Source organism: Candidatus Poriferisocius sp. (assembly GCF_965204145.1).
GTDB lineage: Bacteria > Actinomycetota > Acidimicrobiia > Acidimicrobiales > Bin134 > Poriferisocius.
Window position 1 is genome coordinate 1,201,847 of the sequence record NZ_OZ241977.1, and the last position, 22,397, is coordinate 1,224,243.

Consider the following 22,397-nt stretch of genomic DNA (forward strand, 5'->3'; position numbering starts at 1 on the left):
AGCCCCAGACAGAGTGCGGCCATACAAGACAGGTAGCCTCACATTGATGCTGGTGGTGGGACTCACTGGGGGAATCGGGGCGGGCAAGTCCACTGCGGCGGCCTGTTTCGCCGAGCTGGGAGCAGCGGTGATCGACGTGGATGCCATTGGCCGGCAGGTGCTGGCTCCCGGGGGGCGGGCCGAACAGGGGGTGATCGACGCCTTTGGCCCTGAAATCACAGACGACCGCGGACACATCGACCGGGCCAAGGTGGCTGCCGAGGTGTTCGGTCGCCCCGACCGGCTCGCCGCCCTGGAGGCGGTCAGCCACCCGGCCATCAATGCCGAGTTGGATGGGCAGCTCCACGCATTGGCCGCCAGGGGAGAAGCCCAGATGGTGGTGCTCGATATGGCGGTGCTGACCGAAAGCCGTCTCGGCCAGTTGGAGTCGGGGCGGGGCTACACCAAGGTGGTAGTGGTCGAGGCCCCGGAAGCAGTGCGCTTGTCCCGGTTGATCGAGCGGGGCCTCACCGAAGAGCAGGCCCGCGCTCGCATGACCAGCCAGGCCACCGACGCCCAGCGCCGGGCAATTGCCGATCATGTGATCGTGAACGACGGCACCCCGGAAGAGTTGGCCTCGGGCGTCGATCGAGTATGGGCTGAGCTGACCGGGAGCTAGCCAGCCAGCATTGGCGTGCTATGAGCGGGGGACCGCTTCCCAGGGTTGGCCCTTGTAGGGGTCGGGCTCCTTGGGCAGGCCCAGCACCCGCTCGCCGATGATGTTGCGCTGCACCTCGTTGGTGCCCCCGGCGATGCCCATTCCCGGCGAGCTGATCACTGCGTCGGCCCATTGGCCCCCGTCGCCGTCCTCAGCCTCCCACGCCTGGCCCGACGGTCCGGCCAACTCGATGGCCACGTCGGCCGCTTGACGGCTCAAAATGGCCGCGTTCAGCTTGGCAATTGACCCCTCAGGTCCCGGAGCTCGCCCCGACTCGGCCGCTTGGCGGATCCGCATGCCGATGAACGACTGGATGCGCTCGCGGATGTAGAGGTCGGCCAGCGCTTCACGGGCTACTGGATCGCCGGCCCGACCCCGTTGCTGGGCCTCACGTATGAGTTGCTTGCTGCCCTTCCGCCCGGCCATGGCCCCGGTTCCTCCGGCCCCGATCGCCACCCGCTCGTACATGAGCATGGCCACGGCCACGTTCCAGCCCTCGCCTTCGCCTCCCACCAGGCAGTCATGGCCCACGCTCACGTCGGTGAGATAGACCTCGTTGAAATGAGAGCTCCCGTTGATCTGGCGCAATGGCCTGATGTCCACCCCGGGAAGCGAGAGGTCCACGATGAACATGGACAGCCCCCGGTGCTTGGGCTGGGTTGGGTCGGTGCGGGCCACGCACAGGCCGTAGTCGCAGTACTGGGCGCCCGAGGTCCATACCTTCTGGCCGTTCAGCACCCACTCGTCCCCATCGCGCACCGCCCGGGTGGCCAGGGAGGCCACGTCGGAGCCGGCACCGGGCTCGGAGAACATCTGGCACCAGATCTCATCGCACCGGATGATGGCGGCCTGATGTCGGGTCCGCTGCTCGGGGGTGCCGAAGTCATTCATTACCGGCAGGCACATCCCATGGGAGATGGCCGCGGGCACCAGCGGAGCCTGGTATTGGGAAAGCTCCTGGTTGAACACCTCCACATAACTCTTGTCCAGGCTCAGCCCGCCGTATTCCTCCGGGTAGGTGATGCCCCCCAGCCCAGCGTCGGCGAGCGCACCGTGGAACCGGCGGCATTCCGCCACCAAGGACTCTTCATTCCATTCCACGGGTGGCTCGTTACGGGGAACGGCGTTGTCGGCAAGGAACTCCTTGGTCCGCTCCCGGAACTCATCGAGGGTGAGAGTCATAGCGAGAGCCTACGACGCAAGACACTGATGTTTGCTAGGCCACCGGACGAACAGCCTCGGCTGGGTCCATGCGCGATGCCCGCCATGAGGGGTACATGCCGGCCACTAGGCCCACTCCCAGCGTGACTCCCAGCCCGATGCCGATGAACGACAACTCCACAATCATCGGCCAGTCCAGCACCTGAGTGGCCACGGCCACTACAGCAATCCCGAGCCCAATGCCGGCTAGACCGCCGAGCAGGGTCAACAGCATCGACTCGATGAGAAACTGCACCGCGATGTGGACCTTTCGGGCGCCGAGCGCCCGTCGCACTCCGATCTCGCCCCGCCGCTCGAGCACGGAGATCAGCATGATGTTGCCCACCCCGATGGCGCCCACCACGATGATCACCACCACCAGCAGGCTGAGTAGCGACTCGAAGTTCTCGCTGATGATCTCCCGGGCCTCCAAATCCAGCGAAGACACCGCCACCTCGCCGGGGGCCTCGGGGTTGGCCTGGCGGGGGAGCAGTTCCCGTACCTGTTCGATCACGTCCAGGTTTGCTTGGACCCAGATGCGCTCGGGATTGTCGTCAGCGTCGTAGAGTTCCTCGGCGACCGGGAATCCGATGAGCGCGGCCCGATTCAAGGTCAGCCCCTGGCTGATCGTGAACGGGTCCAGCACGCCGATCACCGCGAATTCGTGTCCGGAGACATGCACAGTGGGGTTGGCGTACAGCTCGTCGAACCCCAGAACCTCCGCGGTGTCGGAGCCGAGAACCACCGTGGGCACGTGCAAGGTGGCCGCATCATGGAACCGGCCATGTGCCACCCCGCCCCGCAGCGGGATGAGCAAGTCCAAGTCGTCCTCGTTTACGGCGAACATCCGGATGCCCCCGGTCTCGACCGAGGGGATGAAGTCGGTCTTGCGGACGGTGGCCGGCACCCGGCGTATGGAGGCAACCACATCCACCAGGTCTCGCATGTGGGTGTCGATGGCTGCGGCTGCACCGGGCAGGAGCTCGGGATCGTCGGCGAAAGAGGTGCCAGGGGTCAGCTCGAGAACGTCGATGCCCTGTTCCAACAGCTCCCGCTGGGCGTCTTCTTCACCGGAATTGATGATTCCCACCAGGGCCACCAGCGCAGCCACGCCGATGGCGATGCCGATTGCGGCCATGGCGGTGCGGCCTTTGCGGGTCCGCAGCCCCAGCGTGCCCAGCGAGACGGCGTCGCGGAATCGCAGCTTGCTGCGAGCCATCTCAAGCCTCCGCCGAGTCGTGGCTGATGAGGCCGTCGAGGATGGAGACCGACCGGGGCATTCTGGCGGCCAGGTCTCGGTCGTGGGTGATGATCACGATGGTGGACCCCGCCCGGTTGAGCTCCAAGAAGAGCTCGATGATCTCCTCGGTGGTCTGGGAGTCGAGGTTGCCGGTGGGCTCGTCGGCCAGCACGATCGCCGGGTCGCCCAGCAAGGCCCGAGCGATGGCCACCCGCTGACGCTCTCCTCCAGAGAGCTTCCCCGGCCGGTGGTCCATCCGGTGGCCCAGGCCGACCCGGGTCAGCACTTCGCGGGCCATCTGCCGCCGCCACCGGAGGCTGATTCCCTGGTAGAGGGAGCCGGTGGCCACGTTGTCCAGCGCCGACAACCCTTCCAGCAGGTGGAACTGCTGGAAGACGAACCCGATGTGCCGTCCCCGGACCTCGGCCACTGCGCCATCCCGAATCCGTGAGAGAGGTTGGCCGTTCACCACCACTTCGCCCGAACTGGGACGGTCCAGAGCCCCCATGATGTTCAACATGGTGCTCTTGCCTGAACCGGAGGGACCGACCACCGCCACCAACTCGCCCGCTCGAACAGTGAGGTCAACACCGTCTAAGGCCCTTACCGGAGGCGAGCCTGGGTAATGCTTGACCACTTGGTGCAGTTCCAGCACCTTGCGGGGCTCGGTCACCATCGCAATGCTCTTCGAGAGCGTCCCAGTCTTGGTACTGCTGGGGGTCGCGCCACTAGGGGATGCGTACCAAGTCGCCCACTTCGAGGTCGCCGCCGGTGATCTCGACGAAGGCGTCGACAAACGTCCCCACCTCTACCGAGACCAATGTCGTCGATCCGTCGCGGACCACTTCCACTGAGAAGCCTCCATCCACGGTGGCAATGAGCGCTGAGGCGGGAACCACGAGGGCATTGGGCGTTACTTGTTCGGTGATGGTCCACGTCACGGGTGCGGCATCGAAGCGGGAGGAGGCCTCATCGTCCAGCAACAGGATGATGACCTCGATGGTGGGATCGCTGGCCGCACCGGTCTGCGGGTTGGTCAGTCGGGTAGCCACCCGGGCCACTTCCGACACCACCCCAGGAGTGATTCGGCCATCAGGCAGTTCCACTTCCACCCGGTCCAAGCGGTTCACAATCTCGGCGTCACCGGGGTCGATATTGCTCACGATCTGCTGGTGTTGGCCCGTGGTGGTGAACGCCGCTGCTTGGGCTGCCACTGGCTGGCCCACGATGGCGTTTACCGACGAGATTCTGAAGGACTCCTCGATGAACACTATGAAGCCCATGGCGATCTCGCCGGTCTCCTCCACCCCCAAGCGGTTCTGCCATTCCTCCACAACATTCTCGGTGGCAATGGTGAAGTTCTCGTCGACGGTGATGTTGTCGGCGCCGGGTATGCCCATGTCGACCAGGGCTTGTTCGAGCTGTTGCACGTCGGGCCCGTCTTCCATGAATCGCGTGTAGGGGCGATACATGGGACGCTCGCCCCTCAACAGCACCACCGGATAGCTGTTGACCTCGAAGAGGGTGTCGCCGACATCAAGAATGTCGCCCTCTTCTGGGAGGCGCCCGGTGACAATCCCTGAGGTATTGGTGTACAGCGGCTCGGGATCGCCGAAGCCCAGGGTGCCGGGGAACTCCTCGGTTTCGACGAGGTCGCGCCGTACCACCTCCGCGGTGTTCAGCTCCTCGGTTTCGCGGAGGATCTCCTCGCTGACCGATGGGGCGGGGGACGCCGTTTCTGTCGCAGCCTCCGGCTCCGGAGTCTGCGTGCTGGTGCTGGTTTCGGTGGCTTGCACGGCCGTCTGAGTGGGCGGATCGGGTTCTGCGGAGGGTGTCTGCGCAGCGGCTTGGTTGGGCTCCCCCCCGCCGAAGACCGGCAGGCACACTCTCAACGCGGCCTGGATCTCCGGGGCGAGGCCGGCGGTGCCGCCGTCGCCCTGTCCGGGGAAGCCGGTGTTGGGGTACTGGCCGAAGTCGGGGTCGGGGAATTCGTCCAATCCCTGATCGCGCATGCACTGGGAGAACGCCACTGCGTTCTCCTCCTGCTCCACCTGCTGCACGTTGGTGTCCTGCTGGGGCGCGAGAGCGATCAATTCGCTGAAAACGCTGGCGCAAGTTTGGAGGGCTGGGGCCAAACCGGGCTGGGTGAAGCTCACTCCGGCCTCCTGCATGGCTCTGAGGAACGAAGCCTGGTCCACGATCTGCGAGCTATCGATGTCGGGGAAATCCGGGAATCCCTCGTCGCGGATGCAGCGGGAGAAGTCCACGAAGGCCTCGTCGCGCATCCGCAGGAGCTCTTCTTCGGATGGTCCCTCCTCGGTGTCGGCTTGGGCAGGAACCAGCGTTTCGTAGATGTCTTCTTGTTCCGATTCTTCTGGAACCGGCTCAGGGATTGGCACCGCTGGGAGGTTGGCGATGTTCTCCAGTGCATCGAACAGGCCATCGGGGAGGACTTCGCTCAAGTCGGTGGTGACGACGCTGTTGGAGTCGCTGTCTGGTGCGGTCCCACAGGCGCCCCCCGTCAGGGCCAGCGCCATGAGGGTTCCGACAACCCATCGGATGCGGTTGGTGTTCTTCATGACTCTTCCAATCCAAATAGTCTGCGGGCGTTGTCTCCCGCTACCGCGGCCTTGTCGTCGTCTGGCAGATCAGATTCAAGAAGCTGCCCCAGGATGTGGCTGATGCGTTGGCCCAGAGGCCAGGAGTACAGGTCGGTTCCATAGACATAGCGGTGGGCGCCGTGCTGGCGCACATGGTTGGCGATGAAGTCGAAATTGTACGAAAGGCTGCAATCGAACACCAGATTGGGATAGGTGGCGGCCAGGTGGCCGCAGTGCTTGGTGCCTTCATGGGTGGAGTACCCGTCGAGTACCAGCATGGTGAGATCAGGGTGGCGGGAGGCGAGTTGCCCGACCTTCCACAACGACTCCTCCGCAGTCTCGTCCAGCGCGTGGATCACCGGCAGCAGTCCTAATTCGCCCATCGCCCCGACATAGGTGTTTACCCAGTGATTGTCGATGCTCACCCCTTGGAAACGGGTGTGAAAGCTCATGCCCACCAAGCCCAGCGGCCCGGCAGCCCGCTCCAGTTCGCCCAGGCTGACCTCGCCGTCGCGCGGCTCCACGATGCCGATGGCCACCGGGAAGCGGTCGGGGGTGGCGTCTCGGTAGGCAGCGATTTTGTCATTCTCGGCCTGGGTGTCGGCATGGCCGTTGGGTCGCAGATACCCGTGGCCGGGAATTACCGCGGCCTGCTCGATTCCGCCGCTGTCCATGATCTCGATGCGCTTGGCCAGTTCCAGGGCAGCGTAGGCCTCGGGGTCAGGGGCCTCCTCAGGCGGTAGACCCAGCGCCCCCGAAGCATCGCCCACGTGGTGGTGGACGTCGAAGACAGATATGCCCGACGAGGCGCCCATCGCTATCTCCGTTTGAACTCCGGCTTTCGCTTCTGGCTGAACGCCAGCGGCCCCTCTTTGGCGTCATCGCTCTGGAACACTTTCCAGCCGTATTCGAATTCGTGGGCTAGGGCCTCTTCCTCGGTCATTCCGTCGGTCTCGTGCAGCGTGCGCAGAATGGCCTCCACAGCCAGCGGGCCGTTCTCGCAGATCACCTCAGCGATTTCCTTGGCCTTGTCCAGAGCCTGTCCGTCGGGTACCACATGGCCGATGAGGCCGATGTCCTTGGCCTCGGCGGCGGTGATGTGCTTGCCGGTGAGCAGGATCTCTGCCGCGACGGTGTAGGGGATTTGGCGGCGCAGCCGCACTGCGGAGCCGCCCATGGGGTAGAGCGACCACCGGGCCTCCGACACTCCGAACCGGGCGCTCTCTCCGGCCACCCGGATATCCATGGCTTGGAGGATCTCGGTACCCCCCGCGATGGCCACCCCCTCGACCGCGGCGATGATCGGCTTGGTGGGCCGGTAGCTGCGCAGCAGCGCCTTCCAGTGGAGTTCGGGGTCGGCGGCCTGACGGGCGGCCACGTCGATCTCGGGGTCGGCGTTGCCGGCGTCGCCGCTCATGGCCTTCAAATCGGCGCCCGAGCTGAAGTTGCCTCCTGCGCCAGTCACGATGATGCAGCGGATGTCGTCGTTGTCGGAGGCCTCTTCGTAGGCGTCTAACATCCGCACCATCATCGCTCCCGATAGGGCGTTGTACCGTTCGGGGCGGTTCATGGTGATGATGATTAGATGGCCGTCTCGTTCCACGATGGCGTCGGGCACCGGCTGATCTCCTTTGTTCGAGGCTGCAATATCCGGCAGCCCCCGAAAACTAGTGGGCCGGTGGCAAATGGGGCGAAACGGGTAGCCCTTTACTGGTCCAGTTCCTGGAGGTCCTCAATGGGTGGGCAGGCGCAGAAAACGTTCTTATCGCCGTGTGCCCCGTCGATCCGGCCGACAGGGGGCCAATACTTGCGGTCGCGGAACTCGGGTAGGCCGAAGACGGCCTGCTCTCGGGAATAGGGGCGGTCCCAGTTGCCGTATGTGATGGCGTCGGCGGTATGGGGGGCGCGGCGCAGCGGGCTGTCCTCGATGGCGATCAGCCCGTCGGCCACCTGGTCGATCTCGGCTCGAATGGCGGCCATGGCGGCCACAAAGCGGTCGAGTTCAGCTTTGGACTCCGACTCCGTGGGCTCGACCATCAGCGTCCCCGCCACCGGGAACGACACAGTGGGGGCGTGGAAACCGAAGTCGATGAGCCGCTTGGCCACGTCGTCCACGGTGACTCCGGTCTGGTTGTGAAGGGGACGCAGATCGATGATGCACTCGTGGGCCACTAGGCCGTTCTCGCCGGTATAGAGAACCGGGAACATGCCGTCGAGGTGTTTGGCCAGGTAATTGGCGCTTAACAGCGCCACGCCGGTGGCGTCGGTCAGCCCCTCGCCGCCCATGGCAGTGATGTAGGCCCAAGAGATGGGCAAGATGCCGGCCGAGCCCCAAGGAGCGGCCGAAACCGCCCCCACCCCCGTGGACGGGCCGGCTTCGGCCACCACCGGGTGGTTGGGCAGGTGCGGGGCCAGATGGGGGCCGACCGCCACCGGGCCCACCCCGGGTCCGCCGCCGCCGTGGGGAATGCAAAACGTCTTGTGGAGATTCAGGTGGGACACATCGGCGCCGAACTGGCCGGGTTGGGCCACCCCCACCAGGGCGTTGAGGTTGGCCCCGTCCAAGTAAACCTGTCCGCCGTAGGCATGGATCAGGTCGCACACTTCGGTCACCGTGGCCTCGTACACCCCGTGGGTAGACGGATAGGTGATCATGAGGGCGCTGAGCCGGTCGTCGTGCTCCACCACCTTGGCCTTCAGATCGTCCATGTCCACGTTTCCGTCGTCGTCGCAGGCCACGACCACCACTCGCATGCCGGCCATGACCGCGCTGGCCGCGTTGGTGCCATGTGCGGAGGCAGGGATAAGGCACACATCCCGCTGGGTCTCGCCTCGGGCGGCGTGGTAGCCCCGAATGGCGAGCAGGCCGGCCAACTCGCCCTGGGAGCCGGCGTTGGGTTGGAGCGACACCGCGGCATAGCCGGTGATGGTCACCAGCATCTGCTCCAACTCGTCGATCAGCGCCCGGTACCCCTCGGTCTGATCAGAGGGGGCAAAAGGATGCATGGCGGCGAACTCGGGCCAGCTCACCGGTTCCATCTGGGTGGTGGCGTTGAGCTTCATGGTGCACGACCCCAGCGGGATCATGGTGCGGTCCAGGGCCAGGTCCTTGGAGGCCAAGTGGCGCAGATAGCGCAGCATCTCGGTCTCGCTGTGATAGCGGTGGAACGTCGGGTGGGTCAGGTACTCGCTGGTGCGGATGCTGTCGGCAGCCAGGGCGTCGGGGGTCGTCGCGTCAAGGTCGTCGATGTCCTGGGGATCGGCGGCAATCCCAAAGGCCCGCCACAAAGAGATCACTGTGCCCCGGGTGGTGGTCTCGTCCAATGAGAACGCCACGGTGTCGTCGTCAACCGGGCGCAGGTTGAGCCCCTCGGCCAATGCCGCGGCCACGATCTCTGGGGCTTGGCCCGGCACTCGGACGGTGACGGTGTCAAAGAAGTGCTCGGCGGCCAACTCAAAGCCGCCCTGACGGAGCCCGGCGGCGGCAATGGCGGTCAGGCGGTGGACCCGCTGCGCGATGCGGGCCAGCCCTTCGGGGCCGTGGTACACGGCGTACATGGCGGCCATCACCGCCAACAGCACCTGCGCGGTGCAGATGTTGCTGGTGGCCCGCTCCCGGCGTATGTGCTGTTCCCGGGTTTGGAGGGTGAGCCGGTAGGCCACCGCGCCGGCGTTGTCGATCGACACCCCGGCCAGCCGGCCGGGCAGCGACCGCATGGCCGACTCTGGCACGGCGATGAACCCGGCGTGAGGGCCGCCGAAACCGAGGGGGACCCCGAAGCGCTGCGACGATCCCACCACCGCATCGGCGCCCAGCTCGCCGGGCGGGGTCAACAGGCAGAGCGCCAGCAGATCGGTGGCCACTGCCACCAGCGCGTTGACGTTGTGGGCGGCGGCGACGATCCCGCTCAGGTCGCCGATGCGCCCCGAACTGCCGGGGTGCGACACCAGTACTCCGAACGCCCCATCGGCGAGCTCTTCGATGTTGGCCTGCTCCAGGTCGGCGATCACCACCTCGATGCCCAGCGGTTCGGCGCGGGTGACCACCACGTCGATGGTTTGGGGATGGGTGTCGGCGTCGACGATGAACCGGTCGTCAGGGGCCTTGCGGTTGAGCCGCCGCAGCAGCGTCATGGCCTCGGCCGCCGCGGTGCCCTCATCGAGAAGCGAGGCATTGGCCATGCCCATGGCGCACAAGTCGGTGACCATGGTCTGGAAGTTGATCAGCGCCTCCAGACGGCCTTGGGAGATCTCCGGCTGATACGGCGTGTATGCGGTGTACCAGGCGGGGTTCTCCAGCACGTTGCGGCGTATCACCGGCGGGGTGATGGTGTCGTAATAGCCCATGCCGATCAGCGAGGTGACCACCCTGTTGCGGTCGGCCAGCTCCCGCAGCGCCTCAGTGGTGGCCGCCTCGGTCATGGAGGGCGGCAGCTCCAGGGGGGTGTTTGAGCGGATGTTGGATGGAACTGCGGCGTCCACCAACCCTTGCAGGCTGTCGAAACCGATCTCGGCCAGCATGGTGGCCTGATCCTCGGGACCAGGGCCGATGTGGCGGGCCTGGAACTCGTCGGGGTTCTCCAGATCTTTCAGGCTGTTGGGGGGAGTGGTTACTGAGCGCGCGGTCGGCAATGACACGGTGGTCTAGCTTACCGGCGCTTTCGCCGCTCTCGCCGTCTACGGGGCGCCCGCGGCCCCGTCGGCCATCCCGTAGCGGTGGAACGGCCCGAAGAAGCCGTGCTCATACAGCCCGTAGCCCACATTGCCCTCGTAGGTGTAGCGGCCCACATGGTCGACCACGCCGTACTGTCCGATGGGCTTGACCTCGGTGTCGACATCCAGCACCTTGCCCTGCACCACCAAGCCGGGACCCTGGTACATGCCGTGCCGCCAGTCGGCGTCCATGCCGTATCCGGTTCCCACGGAGACGAAGTTCACCAAGAGGGGCTGGCAATCGATCTCGATCCCGGCCTCGGGGAAGGAGATGGTGGAGTGGGTCAGCACCCGAGTTCCCGACTCGAAGGTGTGGTCGTGCTCGGATCGGCCCAGATCTTCATCGGGGCGGCCGTCGACCCACACCCGCTTGCCCTCGACCAACCGCCGGGTGCCGTCGTCGGCCTCGTTGTTCATGTACAAGATGGCATGATCGTCGAACATCATGGGGAAGTAGTTCCACATCCCGGACATGACGTTGACACCCTGGCGGATGCCGTCACCTTCGGGCTCGCCCACCGGGCGGATACCCCAGGAGCGGTCTCGGGCGCCGCCCCATCGGTCGGGAGTGACCGCGAAGTCCTCGCCGCCTACCGACAGAGCTCCCTCCCACCGGCCGAGCTGGGCGAAGCGCTGGGTGTTGAACACAACCCGGCCCTCGCTGCGGATGTACTGGTTGGGCTCCTCCATAGCCCGGATGGACGCATCCCAGGTCACGTCCATGGCGATGGAGTGCTCGTTGGGCTCCACGATGAAGCGCACCTTCTTGAGAGGCTCGATGACCTCGATGCGCATGGGGCCGACCGACATATCCATCCGATCGGTGAGTGGCCGGGAACCCCTCACCACATGATGCTTGTCGCCCCGGCGGACGCAGCAGAAGGCGTCCTGGACACCCAGATTCGGGTACTGGCCCATGCCGAAGATGGCGAACAGTTCGTCGCTGGAGCCGTGCAGGCAGAAGTAGTTGCGATCGTAGAAATTCCGGTCGGTTGTGCCTGCGTGGCGGATCCAGTCGGGGGACTGGTGGACCGGGAACTCGTCCCATGAGGAGATGGCCATTGTTGTCCTTTCAGTAACCGTTGCGCGGTGGCCTACCTTATGTCCTCGTAGCAATGGCAATAGAAAGCAGATGATCATGAGCAACACGATGGAGGGCAAGGTGGCTTTGGTGACCGGAGGTGCCAGCGGGATCGGCCAAGCGGCCGCGGTGCTGTTCGCCCGGAGAGGGGCGAGCGTCGTGGTGGCCGACCGGAATACGGAGGGCGGCGCTGAGACGGTGGCCCTGATCGAGGCCGAGGGAAGCCAAGGCCAGTTCTTCGAGACGGACGTGACCGACGAAGACCAAGTAGCCGCCCTTGTGGCTTCTGCGGTATCGGCGTTTGGCCAGCTCGACTACGCCTTCAACAACGCGGGCATCACCCACCCTTCCCGGCTGTTCCACGAACTCACGCTGGACCAGTGGGACGAGATGATCGCGGTCAACTTGACCTCGGTGTTCTTGTGCATGAAGCACGAGATCATCCAGATGCTGGCCCAAGGCGGCGGAGCCATTGTGAACACCGCGTCGGGCGCGGCCATCATTCCTGCGCCCGGCCAGCCCCACTACACCGCAGCCAAGCGTGGAGTGCTAGGGCTGACCACCTACGCCGCCGACGAGCTCAACAACAAGGGCATCCGGGTCAACGCCATTTGCCCGGGGATGATCGACACTCCGATGGTGGCGTCGTGGCGGGAGTCGAGTCCGGAGATGGCCGAAGCGGTGGTCCAGATGATGCCCGGCGGACGCTTGGGGCTGCCCGTGGAGGTGGCCGAGGCTGCGGTATGGCTGTGCAGCGACGAAGCGCGCTGGGTGTCGGGCGACACCATGGTGGTCGACGGCGGGATGCTCAACCGATAGCAGCCAGTGCGTATGCTGCGACCATGACGAGGACGCAAGTGGCCGCGGTGGAGGGGTTGTTCACGCTCGACTCCGATGAGCCCCGGCTGATCGGGGGGCGGGCTCGCAGCCGCGGTTCCTATTTCTTTCCCAAAGCTCTGGCCGGCTCCGACCCGGCGTGTTTGGGCGATGAGATCGACGAGGTGTCGCTTAGCCGCACCGGGCGGCTGTGGTCGTTCACGACTGGTGAGTACGCCCCGCCTGCGCCCTACGTGATTCCCGGCGACGAGTTCGAGCCCTACGTGGTTGCTGCGGTGCGGCTGGCCGAGGAGAACCTGGTGGTGCTGGGCCAGGTGGTGGAAGGCGTGTCGGTGGAGGATCTCTCGGTGGGCATGGAGATGGAGTTGGTGATCGATGTGCTGTATTCCGACGAGGAGCATGACTACCTGGTGTGGAAGTGGTCGCCGATGGGGATGAGCGAGAACGGAGAAGACTGATGGACGAGATCGGTCAGAAGGGAAGCGGGTGAGGTAGCAAATGGACGAGATCGCCATCTTGGGTGTGGGGATGCACCCGTGGGGTAAATGGGGCCGAAACTTTGTGGAGTACGGGGAACAGGCGGCCCGCGACGCGCTGGCCGACGCCGAAGTGGGCTGGGAAGAGATCCAGTTCGTATCGGGGGCCAACAGCGTGCGCTGCGGCTATCCCGGCTACGTGTCGGCGTCTACCTTTGCCAACGCTCTGGGGTTCACCGGCTGCCAGTTGGCCAGTTCGTATGCAGCGTGCGCCTCGGGGGCTACTGCGCTGAGCATCGCCCGGGCCCAGATCCTGTCCGGTGTGTGCGACGTGGCCTTAGTGGTGGGAGCCGAGTCCACCCCCAAGGGATTCTTCGCTCCCAACGCCGGGGAACGCCACGAAGACCCCGACTGGCTCCGGTTCCATTTGGTGGGAGCCACCAACCCCACATATTTCGCCCTCTACGCCCGGCGGCGTATGGAGCTGTACGGAGACACCTCCGAGGACTTCGCTGCGGTGAAGGTCAAGAACTCCCGCCACGGCGTGTTCAACCCCAATGCCCGCTACACCAAGGAATACGACGTTGACGACATCGCCAACTCGCCAATGGTGGCCGACCCGTTGCGCCTGTTGGAGATCTGCGCCACCTCCGACGGCGGGGCCGCCCTGGTGGTGTCGAGCCTGGAATGGGCGGCCAGCCGGGGGGTGGACAACCCAGTAAGGGTCTCGGGCATCTCCACGGTGAGCCCCACCTACCCCAACAGTGTGATCGAACTGCCCTATCTGGCGTCGGACTCGTGGGCCGCGGTTGGCGACGAGACCATGACCTTCAAGGACAACATCGCGGCCCGGGCCTATGAGGAGGCCTCGGTGTCGCCCGAAGATCTGGACTTCGCCGAGGTGTACGACCTGTCGTCGGCCTACGAGCTCGACTGGTACGAGCACATCGGGCTGTGCGAGCGGGGCGACGCGGCCAAGCTGCTGCGGGCGGGAGACACCGCGCTGGGCGGACGCATCCCGGTGAACCCCTCGGGGGGGCTGGGTGCCTTCGGGGAGGCCGTTCCCGCCCAGGCCATCGCCCAGGTGTGCGAGATGGTGTGGCAACTCCGGGGCGAGGCCGGGCACCGCCAGGTGGAGGGCGCCCGAGTGGGCCTGTCGATCAACCATGGCATGTTCGGCCACGGCTCCTCAGTGATCTGCACCCGCTGACCCGCTCGCCCGGTTCTCGGTACTGGGGATCGCCCTCTGGCTAGAGTGCCCGCCATGGCGCCACCTGATCTGCTCAGCTCCGACGAAGACCGCTACGACGTGTACCGGGTGTACCGGGACGACTACCCGTGCTTCCACGACGAGGCGTCCGACACGTGGTTTGTGAGCCGCTACGCCGATGTGGAGCACGTATTCAAGAACCCGGATTTCAGCACCGACATGTACGAGTGGATGATCGAGCCGGCTCACGGCCCGACGCTTTTGTCCAAGCATGGGGCTGAGCATTCCCGCTACCGCAATCTGGTCGCGCCCTTCTTCCGGGGGGCATTGCTGGAGGCCGACTTCATGCCCATGATCGAGACCCAGGCTCGCTCGATGATCGATCAGTGGATCGACGACGGGAGCTGCGATCTGGTTGAGGGCTTGTCGAGGTACCTGCCCATCAAGGTGATCGTGGCCATGCTGGGCCTGCCCGATGAGGACCATCCCAAGTTCCAGGATTGGTATGAGTCGATCAACCGGTTCGTGTCCAACATCAATCAGGACCCCGACATCATCGCGGAAGGGGAGCAGACCCGGGTCGAGTTCCAGGACTACCTGATGCCGGTGATCGCCGAGCGCCGCCGCAACCCCGGCGACGACTTGCTGTCGAACCTGGTGACCGCCGAGATCGACGGCAGCGGCCTTTCCGACATCGAGGTCAAGTCGTTCACCAGCCTGCTCTTGACCGCCGGGGGAGAGACCACCGACAAGGCCATCGCCAGCCTGTTCAAGAACCTGCTGGAGCACCCCGATCAGCTCGAGCAGGTGCGCAATGACCGCTCCATGGTCACCATGGCCGTGGCCGAGACCCTGCGCTACAGCCCGCCGGCCCACTGGATCCAGCGTCTGCCCCACGAGGAGGCCGAGCTGCCGTCGGGCACTGGCACCATTCCGGCGGGGGCCACCGTGACCGGCATCATCGGGGCGGCCAATCGGGACGAGCGCAAATACACCCACACCGACCCCGAGCTGTTCGACATCAACCGTCAGGATCTGCCGGCGTCCAGTGCCTTCGCGGCCAATGCCGAGCACACCACGTTTTGCTTTGGCCGGCATCACTGCGTGGGTTCTTATCTGGCCAAGGCCGAGATCGAGGCCGCGCTCAACATCGTGCTGGACTGCACTGAGAACCTCCGTTTCGCCGATGGATTCGAGGCCAAAGAGGTTGGAGTTTTCCTCCGGGCTCCTGCTGAATTGAGAGTGGAGTTCGATCCGGCGTAGGGCGGCTAGTTCTTGAGGGAATTGGTACCCGATTCAAGGGTTTCCTACTATTGCGACTTCAAGCGTTGGACAGATTCTGAGTCGTCCAGAGAGGGGACAACTATGAAACGCTCTTTGTGGAAGTTGCTGGCAGCACTGCTGGCATTGACATTGATTGCCGCCGCGTGCGGCAACGATGACGACGATGTCGCTGATGAGCCAGCGCCTGCCCCGGCTACTGAGGCTCCGGCCCCAGAACCGACCGAGGCCCCCACTGAGGCTCCGGCTCCCGAGCCCACTGAAGAAATGGCTCCGGAGCTGCCCGACATCACGATTGGGTACCTCCAGTGGATCTACGCCGATGAGGCCGGAAAGCGCATTGAGGACGCTGCGAAAGAAGCGGTGGACTTCCTCGGCTGGGGCTATGAGACCTGCGACGCCGCCGGCGACCCGGCGCAGATGCCGGTGTGCGGCAACCAGCTGCTTGACGCCGACATCGACGTAATGCTTACCGACGGCATCCCCGAGGCGTTCATCACCGACGTGCTCGAGCGGGCCGCGGACGAGGGCGTGCCGGTTCTGTCAGCCGGCGGCGAGGTCGATCCCCGCGACTTCTACATCGCCAGCTTCGCCTCCGATGACACCGACCTCGGTGTGCAGCTTGCCAACTATCTGGTTGAGCAGCTTCCTGACGGGGGCAACATCATTGTGCAGACGGTGCCCACCGCATGGAGCGACAAGCGCATTACCGGGCTCAACTCGGTAATCGAGGGGACCGGCATCACGGTTGTCGACCAGTGGGAAGGCGACTTCGCCAACCTGGTGGCTGGTACCGAGGCTGATGTGACCACCAAGTTGCAGCAGTATGACGATGTTGACGCTGTTTGGATCAACTTCTCGGTTGCTTCCATCGGCGCTGCCTCGGCAATTGGAGCCCTATATCCCGATGGCGACGATCCAGATCGACCGCTACTGGTCACCTTCTACGCCAATCCGACCACGGTCAATGACATCCGCGACGGCCGAGTAGATGCTGCGGTAGACGAGAAGCTGGAGTGGCAGAGTTGGGCGCAGGTGGATGCCGTTGCCCAGATGCTGGTATTTGGCACCGAGCCGAGCCAAGAGCGTGCTCCGAGCTATGACGGCCGAATCTTCTCCGTACGGCAGGTGGTCACCATTGACACCGTCAATGCCATGCCAGCCGACAGCACTGAGGTTCCAGCACCGGATCCCCCAGGTGACTACGAGGAGTACTTCCGCAACAAGTGGTGCGGTCAATTCAGCGGAGTCGCCAACTGCGGCTGAGAATCTGAACTTGCACTCTTGGTGTAGGTGACTTGATCCGCTGGGGCCGGTGGCAGCATGCCTGCCACCGGCCCCAGCGCGTACTACCTGCTACTTTGGCCTTAGGAGGCTCTAGACGTGTCTGAAATAGATTCAATCCAGGCCCCTTCCCCAGGGTCAGGTGGCAGGTTTCAAGATTTTGACCTGCTGAAGGTCATCTCACGCTTTGGGGTGATCATCACGCTGCTCGCCAGCATCCTGATCTTCGCCATTCTCAACGATCGGTTCGTGGAGATCGACGGGATCCGAACCAGTCTCAACCTGGCCTCTCCACTGCTGATGTTGGCTCTAGGCCTCACTGTCGTCTTAGCCATGGGCGATTTCGATTTGTCCGTAACCGGAATTCAATCGGCGGCTGGGGCCATCGTGGTCATTCTCATTGTCAACCATGATTGGTCTTGGTTGCTCGCTGTTGTGGTGGGCCTGCTGTTCTGCCTGGTGGCAGGTTCAATAAACGGCCTCCTGGTCTCTTATGCCGGGATGCCCTCATTCATCACGACTCTTGCCACCGGCCTCATATTGATAGGAACCAGATATGAGGCAGCTGATGGGCGCAACATCACTGGCGCAAAAGACCTGCCTGCCATCTATCGCGACTTCGGAGTCGGCAGGCCGGATCCCTGGTTGGAGTTGCATACACCGGTATGGATAGCCGCAGGGCTGGCCATACTCATGTGGCTTCTTATGGCCAAGACCGAGGCAGGGCGCTACATGTATGCCATTGGCGGCAATCCCGAGGCAGCACGGTTATCGGGGATAAACGTCAAAGCTCTACGAGCCCTAGGGTTTTCTGCCGTTGGTTTCATGGCGTTGTTCGCCGCCGTTACTTCGACGGCAAGAACTGCCTCGTCGGTGGCAGACAGCGGTTTCTCAACGCTACTTGGAGCCTATGCCGCAGCCTTCTTGGGAGCGGCCGCCTCAAAACGGACTCTGTTCAATGTGCCGGGAACCGTGTTGGGTGTGATCTTTTTGCAAGCTGTTGACAGAGGGCTGATCTTGGAGGGATACAGCACCGGTGTTCGGGATATCGCCAAGGGCTGTATCTTGTTGTTGGCCATGGCGTTCACCCGCATCGGCGCCTCCCGGCGATGACCGCTACACCGCTGGCGGAGCCAGCACCTCTGCTTGAAGTCTCTGATGTCACCAAGCGCTATCCGGGCGTGCTCGCGGTGGACAATGTGACCGTATCGCTGGAGTCTGGCCAGATCGTCGGACTGGTGGGCAAAAACGGGGCGGGCAAGAGCACGCTCATCAAGATCATCGCGGGGGCGGAACACGCCGACGAGGGCCATCTGCAGCTGAACGGCGAGCCCCTAGAGCTCCACCGTCCCCACGATGCCACCGACGCCGGGCTGGCCTTCGTCCACCAAGACTTGCAAGACGTTGGCGATCTGTCGGTGGCTGAGAACGTGATGATGGGTCTGGGCTATCCCCGCAAGATGGGGTTGTTCGTGGACTGGGCCGAACTGTACCGCCGGGCCGCTGAGCCCATTGACCGGCTGGAGGCCGGCATCGATCCCCGCGAGCCGGTGGGAGAGCTAAGCGTGGCCAAACAGCGGCTGGTCATGATTGCCCGCGGGCTCGCTCAGCAGGCCCAGCTTCTCGTGCTGGACGAACCCAGCGCCTCGCTCACCGATGAGGAGATCGAGCACCTGTTTGCGGTCGTCCGTCGGTTGCGGGATGACGGCATCACCGTGGTGTATGTGTCGCATCGGTTGGAGGAGATCTTCGAGCTCACCGAGCGGGTGATCGTGATGCGCAACGGACAGCTGGTGGCCGATGAGCCCACCTCAGCGCTGAATCGGGCCTCGCTGATCTCCCACATCACCGGCCACGAGCACGCTCAAACCGCGACTGAGCGCAGAGCCAGCCAGGAAGTGGGAGGACGCCCCGACACGGAGGCCGTCTTGGAGGTAGAGGGAATTAGCGCCGACACCGGTGTACGAGATTGCACTTTCGACGTGCGCAAGGGCGAGATCTTGGGCTTAGGCGGGCTGATGGGCAGTGGCCGTACCGAGTTGGTTCGGGCGGTGTTCGGTGCCGATTACCGTCAGGAGGGCTCAGTGCGGGTGCACGGCTGTGAGATTCATGGCAACCATCCCTCAGAGTCCATGTCGGCGGGCTTGGCCCTGCTGCCTGAAGACCGCAAGACCCAGGGCAACATCATGGATTTCAGCGTGCGCAACAACATCACGCTGGCCTCCCTGGACCGCCACCGGGTTCGACCCCGGGTGCCGGCGCCATCGCCGCGGTCGGAGAAGAAATCCGCTGACCGGCGGATCGACCGGTTGAGCATCGCCACCCCTCACGACCGCCAGCTCGTGCGCCTGTTGTCGGGCGGGAACCAGCAGAAGGTGGTCATCGCCAAATGGCTGGAGCAGGGGGCCGATGTGTTGATCTTCGATGAGCCCACCATCGGGGTGGACGTGGACGGCAAAGAGGAGATCTACGACATCATGGAGGAGCTGGCTGCTGAAGGGAAGGCGGTAGTGTTCATCTCCTCGGAGTTCTCCGAACTGGTCGGCGTGTGCCACCGGGTGCTGGTGCTCCACGAGGGCCGCATCGTCGGCGAACTGGAGGGCGACGCCGTCACCGAGCCGGCCATTGTGGAGATCTGCTACAGCCAGCACTGATCCGCCATCTGACCTCTGGTTTGTGGGCCTTGGGTGTGGGGACTGTCACCGGGGGTCGGTACTGTGCGGCCACGGGCTTTAGAGAGCCGAGGCGAATACCGATAACTAGAGGCGGGTATGAAGAAGCTTCTGATCTTGTTGCTGAGCGCGGCATTGGTTATGGCTGCATGCTCGGATGCCGGCTCCGATGTGCCGATCACCGGATCTATGGGTCCGGGCGAAGACACGACGATGGAGGAAGCGGCCCCTTCCGCTGAAGCCACCGCCGAGCCCTCGGAGGAGCTTGAGCCCGACGAAGAGCCCGAGCCGACCGCTCAGCCCGAGGCCCCAGTCGAGGAGGGCGACAAGTGCCAGTCAGCGGGCGACACCGCATCAGGGGCCGCGGAGGGCCTGCTGCCAGTTGACCCGGACGTGAAGATCGGGGAACTCGACAACGGGCTCACCTACTACCTGCGGTCCAACGACAGCCCGGGCGGTGCCCTGTCGCTGCGGCTGGTCGTTGATGCGGGATCGCTCAATGAGCCGATTGTGGGCGCGGGCTATGCCCACTTCTTGGAGCACATGCTGTTCAACGGCACCGAGAAGTATCCAGGCAACGAGATCGACGATGCATTGCACAGCATCGGTATTGAGTTTGGTGCCGACAGCAATGCCTACACCTCATACGACGAGACCGTGTACATGCTTGACCTGGTCATCGACGAAGAAGAGGGGTCGGTGGACACCGCCTTCGACGTGCTCTCCCAATGGGCCCATGCCGCCACCATCACCCCCGAGGATCTGGAGGAAGAGCGGGGGATCGTCCGGGATGAGTACCGCTGGAGGGATGAGACCGGCCGGGGCGTCATCCAGCAGGTATTCGAACGAATGTACAGCCAGGGCACCCCCTATGAGGACCGCCCGCCGATCGGGACGGTGGAGAGCATCGAGGCGACCACCGCTGAGAATCTGCGGGCTTTTTATGAGGCGTGGTACGTGCCCTCCAACATGGCAGTGGTAGCGGTGGGCGATCTCCCCGTCGAAACCCTCGAGGATCTGGTTGAGGAATATTTCTGCGGTATTCCCGCCGGGGAGGACCCTGCGCCACCTGACAACTGGTCGGCGTTGAATCCAGAGGCGACTTTCGACATCGCCACGTCGCCAGAACAGTCCTACTCCTACCTCTCTCTGGACATCCGCCTGCCGTCTTGGGATCCCAACACCGTTGATGGCGACCGCCAACTGTGGATTGAAGAGATCATCAGCATCATGGTGGGGAACCGCTTGCAGGACGGCTATGAACAGGGCTTTTTGTCGCAGATCGATCCAACCCACTGGTCGGCGTTCTCCTATACGCGAGGCTTGCGGTACTACGGCACCAACCTGCGGGCGGATGATTTCCCAGCCGCCCTCACCGACTACTGGTCTTTGCTGCTGAGTCTTGCCGAGCATGGCTTCAGCGATGCTGACTTGGAGCGGGCGGCCAAGGCCATCAAGGCCGACTTGGAGTCGGCGATCGAGGCAGCCCCCACCATTCAGGATGCCCAACGCGCCGGTCAGTACACAGCGCACTTCTTGGGAGGCCGCGACATAGGAAGGGTGGAGGACACCGCGGCGCGGGTCGATGCCCTGCTTGAAGAGTTGCAAATCGACGACCTCACCGACCGCTATCGGGAGATCCTGGAAGAGAGCGGGCTGATCCTGATTGCCGTGGGTCCCGATCCCTCCCAGGTCCCCAGCGTCGAAGAAATGCGGGCCGCGCTCGACGCGGCCGCGCCGGGTGAGCTGCCTGCCCAGACCGGCGAGGCGACCGAATTGCTGACCGTTCCCGCTGCGGTCGACCCGGTGAGCGAGGGGCCGATTGAGGCAATTGCCGATGAGCTTGACGACGCCTATGAGTGGGCATTCGACAACGGAGCCCGGGTTATGTACGCCTACTCAGACATCTCGGAGAACGAGGTTGGGTTGGACGCCGTCTCGTGGGGAGGTTGGTCGGCGCTCCAGGAGGGTGAGCGGCCTCTGGCGCAGTACCTGGCGACCCGGGCAGTGGGCAACAGCAGACTGGGCGATCTGAGCCCGGCGCAGATTTCCCGCTATCTGGACGGTCGCAACGCCCAAGTCCGGCCATATATCGCCGAGACCACTGAGGGACTCTCAGGGGTGTCTGACACCGCAGGCGTGGAAACGATGTTCCAACTCATGCATCTGTACATGACCGCCCCCCAAGTGGATGACCAGGCCTTCGGCGAGGCGGCCAACTTCGGCGACATCATGGTCTCGCTGTCGCTCTCCGATCCCGATTGGCAGGAGGCGGTGGCGCTTTTCGATGCGCGCTACGGGGATGCCTTCGAGTGGTTCAACCTGGTTCCCTCCCAGGAGAGATTGGACTCGCTGACTGCCGAAGAACTGCTCGACATCTACCAGCAGCGCTTGGTCGGGGTGGATGACTTGGTAGTGGTAGTGGTCGGCGATGTGGAACGCGATCTCGTGGAGCGGATGGCCCGAACCTATGTGGGAACGCTTCCCTCGAAAGAGGCCGACAGCTACGTGAACCGGCGTACGCCGGTGCCCGGTGGTGTTGTGCGCCGTGAAGTGGTGCTCGGCCCCGATATTCAATCCACAAAGGCGACCTACACCTACGAGGCTTCCCTGGACGTGAACCCCGCGACGCAGGTGGCGATCAGGGTGCTCGATGTGATCCTCAGCAAGCGTCTCGTCGGGGACGTCCGAGAAGACCTGGGGGATACCTACGTCGTCGGTGCCTCCCTAGGCCAGAGTTTCACACCTGAGCCCAGGATCACCGGCAGGGTTGCCGCTACCGGTCCTCCCGACCAAATGGACAGCATCGAAGCGGAGATGGCCCGCATTCTGGCCGAGGTGCATGCAGGTGAGATCACCGATGAGGAGTTCGAACAGGCCCGGGCCGTGGTTGGCGACGACTTGGAGCTGATCGACAACGGCGACCTGGTGAACGTACTCATCCGCCGGGTCTATGCCAGCGACGATGAATTACCCACACCTCAGCGGCTCGTTGACGAGCTGGAGGCACTGGAGCTTGGCGACGTGCAAGCGCTCGCTGCGCTGCTGTTCGATCCTGATCAGCACATCCAGATCGTCCGAGTGCTCCCGTAGGCGTGTTCCGGTC

Annotated in this window: 17 protein-coding genes; 9 read left to right on the forward strand and 8 right to left on the reverse strand. The window is 64.2% G+C overall.

The window, feature by feature from the left end:
- The first annotated feature begins 46 nt into the window (after window positions 1-46).
- Entirely contained in the window at window positions 47-658 is a 612-nt protein-coding gene (coaE, locus tag ACOGI7_RS05435) for a dephospho-CoA kinase (protein ID WP_419850893.1), read from the forward strand.
- 18 nt (window positions 659-676) lie between these two features.
- On the opposite strand, the gene ACOGI7_RS05440 is transcribed toward coaE, so the two are convergent.
- The 8 genes from ACOGI7_RS05440 to ACOGI7_RS05475 form a co-directional block, all read right to left on the reverse strand.
- Entirely contained in the window at window positions 677-1,879 is a 1,203-nt protein-coding gene (locus ACOGI7_RS05440) for an acyl-CoA dehydrogenase family protein (RefSeq protein ID WP_419850894.1), read from the reverse strand.
- A 34-nt stretch (window positions 1,880-1,913) separates the two neighbouring features.
- Entirely contained in the window at window positions 1,914-3,116 is a 1,203-nt protein-coding gene (locus tag ACOGI7_RS05445) for an ABC transporter permease (RefSeq protein WP_419850895.1), read from the reverse strand.
- Window position 3,117: 1 nt separating this feature from the next.
- Entirely contained in the window at window positions 3,118-3,813 is a 696-nt protein-coding gene (locus tag ACOGI7_RS05450; RefSeq protein WP_419850896.1) for an ABC transporter ATP-binding protein, read from the reverse strand.
- Window positions 3,814-3,865: 52 nt separating this feature from the next.
- Window positions 3,866-5,716 (reverse strand): peptidoglycan-binding protein, encoded by a 1,851-nt coding sequence (locus ACOGI7_RS05455; protein ID WP_419850897.1) that lies wholly within the window; start codon window positions 5,714-5,716, stop codon window positions 3,866-3,868.
- Complete coding sequence (locus ACOGI7_RS05460) at window positions 5,713-6,552, reverse strand: amidohydrolase family protein (protein WP_419850898.1); 840 nt, start codon at window positions 6,550-6,552, stop codon at window positions 5,713-5,715. Before ACOGI7_RS05460 ends, ACOGI7_RS05455 begins: the two co-directional genes overlap by 4 nt.
- Before the next feature lie 2 nt (window positions 6,553-6,554).
- Complete coding sequence (locus ACOGI7_RS05465) at window positions 6,555-7,355, reverse strand: crotonase/enoyl-CoA hydratase family protein (RefSeq protein ID WP_419850899.1); 801 nt, start codon at window positions 7,353-7,355, stop codon at window positions 6,555-6,557.
- A gap of 89 nt (window positions 7,356-7,444) precedes the next feature.
- The gene (gcvP, locus tag ACOGI7_RS05470; protein WP_419850900.1) at window positions 7,445-10,375 is read right to left on the reverse strand and encodes an aminomethyl-transferring glycine dehydrogenase; all 2,931 of its coding nucleotides are present in this window, start codon (window positions 10,373-10,375) and stop codon (window positions 7,445-7,447) included.
- Window positions 10,376-10,414: 39 nt separating this feature from the next.
- Window positions 10,415-11,512: a hypothetical protein gene (locus tag ACOGI7_RS05475; protein WP_419850901.1), complete on the reverse strand. Its 1,098-nt coding sequence runs from the start codon at window positions 11,510-11,512 to the stop codon at window positions 10,415-10,417.
- A gap of 76 nt (window positions 11,513-11,588) precedes the next feature.
- On the opposite strand from ACOGI7_RS05475, the gene ACOGI7_RS05480 reads away from it, so the two are divergent.
- The 8 genes from ACOGI7_RS05480 (at window position 11,589) to ACOGI7_RS05515 (ending at window position 22,384) form a co-directional block, all read left to right on the forward strand.
- Window positions 11,589-12,350 (forward strand): SDR family NAD(P)-dependent oxidoreductase, encoded by a 762-nt coding sequence (locus tag ACOGI7_RS05480; RefSeq protein ID WP_419850902.1) that lies wholly within the window; start codon window positions 11,589-11,591, stop codon window positions 12,348-12,350.
- 23 nt (window positions 12,351-12,373) lie between these two features.
- Window positions 12,374-12,826 (forward strand): Zn-ribbon domain-containing OB-fold protein, encoded by a 453-nt coding sequence (locus ACOGI7_RS05485; protein ID WP_419850903.1) that lies wholly within the window; start codon window positions 12,374-12,376, stop codon window positions 12,824-12,826.
- A gap of 40 nt (window positions 12,827-12,866) precedes the next feature.
- Window positions 12,867-14,054: a lipid-transfer protein gene (locus ACOGI7_RS05490; RefSeq protein WP_419850904.1), complete on the forward strand. Its 1,188-nt coding sequence runs from the start codon at window positions 12,867-12,869 to the stop codon at window positions 14,052-14,054.
- Between the two features lie 54 nt (window positions 14,055-14,108).
- Entirely contained in the window at window positions 14,109-15,317 is a 1,209-nt protein-coding gene (locus ACOGI7_RS05495) for a cytochrome P450 (protein WP_419850905.1), read from the forward strand.
- A gap of 102 nt (window positions 15,318-15,419) precedes the next feature.
- Window positions 15,420-16,601, forward strand: coding sequence for a sugar ABC transporter substrate-binding protein (locus tag ACOGI7_RS05500; protein WP_419850906.1), 1,182 nt, complete (start codon window positions 15,420-15,422; stop codon window positions 16,599-16,601).
- 117 nt (window positions 16,602-16,718) lie between these two features.
- Window positions 16,719-17,732 (forward strand): ABC transporter permease, encoded by a 1,014-nt coding sequence (locus ACOGI7_RS05505; RefSeq protein ID WP_419850907.1) that lies wholly within the window; start codon window positions 16,719-16,721, stop codon window positions 17,730-17,732.
- The gene (locus tag ACOGI7_RS05510) at window positions 17,729-19,273 is read left to right on the forward strand and encodes a sugar ABC transporter ATP-binding protein (RefSeq protein WP_419850908.1); all 1,545 of its coding nucleotides are present in this window, start codon (window positions 17,729-17,731) and stop codon (window positions 19,271-19,273) included. The genes ACOGI7_RS05505 and ACOGI7_RS05510 overlap by 4 nt, the downstream gene beginning before the upstream one ends.
- A gap of 117 nt (window positions 19,274-19,390) precedes the next feature.
- Window positions 19,391-22,384, forward strand: a complete 2,994-nt coding sequence (locus ACOGI7_RS05515; RefSeq protein WP_419850909.1) for a M16 family metallopeptidase — start codon at window positions 19,391-19,393, stop codon at window positions 22,382-22,384.
- The last annotated feature ends 13 nt before the right edge of the window (window positions 22,385-22,397 follow it).

Bases quoted from the DNA above. Each gene is read 5' to 3' on its own strand.
- ACOGI7_RS05490 (WP_419850904.1), top strand. From the start codon at position 12,867: ATGGACGAGATCGCCATCTTGGGTGTGGGGATGCACCCGTGGGGTAAA.
- ACOGI7_RS05460 (WP_419850898.1), bottom strand. From the start codon at position 6,552: ATGGGCGCCTCGTCGGGCATATCTGTCTTCGACGTCCACCACCACGTG.
- ACOGI7_RS05495 (WP_419850905.1), top strand. From the start codon at position 14,109: ATGGCGCCACCTGATCTGCTCAGCTCCGACGAAGACCGCTACGACGTG.
- ACOGI7_RS05515 (WP_419850909.1), top strand. From the start codon at position 19,391: ATGAAGAAGCTTCTGATCTTGTTGCTGAGCGCGGCATTGGTTATGGCT.
- ACOGI7_RS05445 (WP_419850895.1), bottom strand. From the start codon at position 3,116: ATGGCTCGCAGCAAGCTGCGATTCCGCGACGCCGTCTCGCTGGGCACG.
- ACOGI7_RS05475 (WP_419850901.1), bottom strand. From the start codon at position 11,512: ATGGCCATCTCCTCATGGGACGAGTTCCCGGTCCACCAGTCCCCCGAC.
- ACOGI7_RS05485 (WP_419850903.1), top strand. From the start codon at position 12,374: ATGACGAGGACGCAAGTGGCCGCGGTGGAGGGGTTGTTCACGCTCGAC.
- ACOGI7_RS05480 (WP_419850902.1), top strand. From the start codon at position 11,589: ATGAGCAACACGATGGAGGGCAAGGTGGCTTTGGTGACCGGAGGTGCC.
- ACOGI7_RS05510 (WP_419850908.1), top strand. From the start codon at position 17,729: ATGACCGCTACACCGCTGGCGGAGCCAGCACCTCTGCTTGAAGTCTCT.
- ACOGI7_RS05455 (WP_419850897.1), bottom strand. From the start codon at position 5,716: ATGAAGAACACCAACCGCATCCGATGGGTTGTCGGAACCCTCATGGCG.
- ACOGI7_RS05450 (WP_419850896.1), bottom strand. From the start codon at position 3,813: ATGGTGACCGAGCCCCGCAAGGTGCTGGAACTGCACCAAGTGGTCAAG.
- ACOGI7_RS05440 (WP_419850894.1), bottom strand. From the start codon at position 1,879: ATGACTCTCACCCTCGATGAGTTCCGGGAGCGGACCAAGGAGTTCCTT.
- ACOGI7_RS05500 (WP_419850906.1), top strand. From the start codon at position 15,420: ATGAAACGCTCTTTGTGGAAGTTGCTGGCAGCACTGCTGGCATTGACA.
- coaE (WP_419850893.1), top strand. From the start codon at position 47: ATGCTGGTGGTGGGACTCACTGGGGGAATCGGGGCGGGCAAGTCCACT.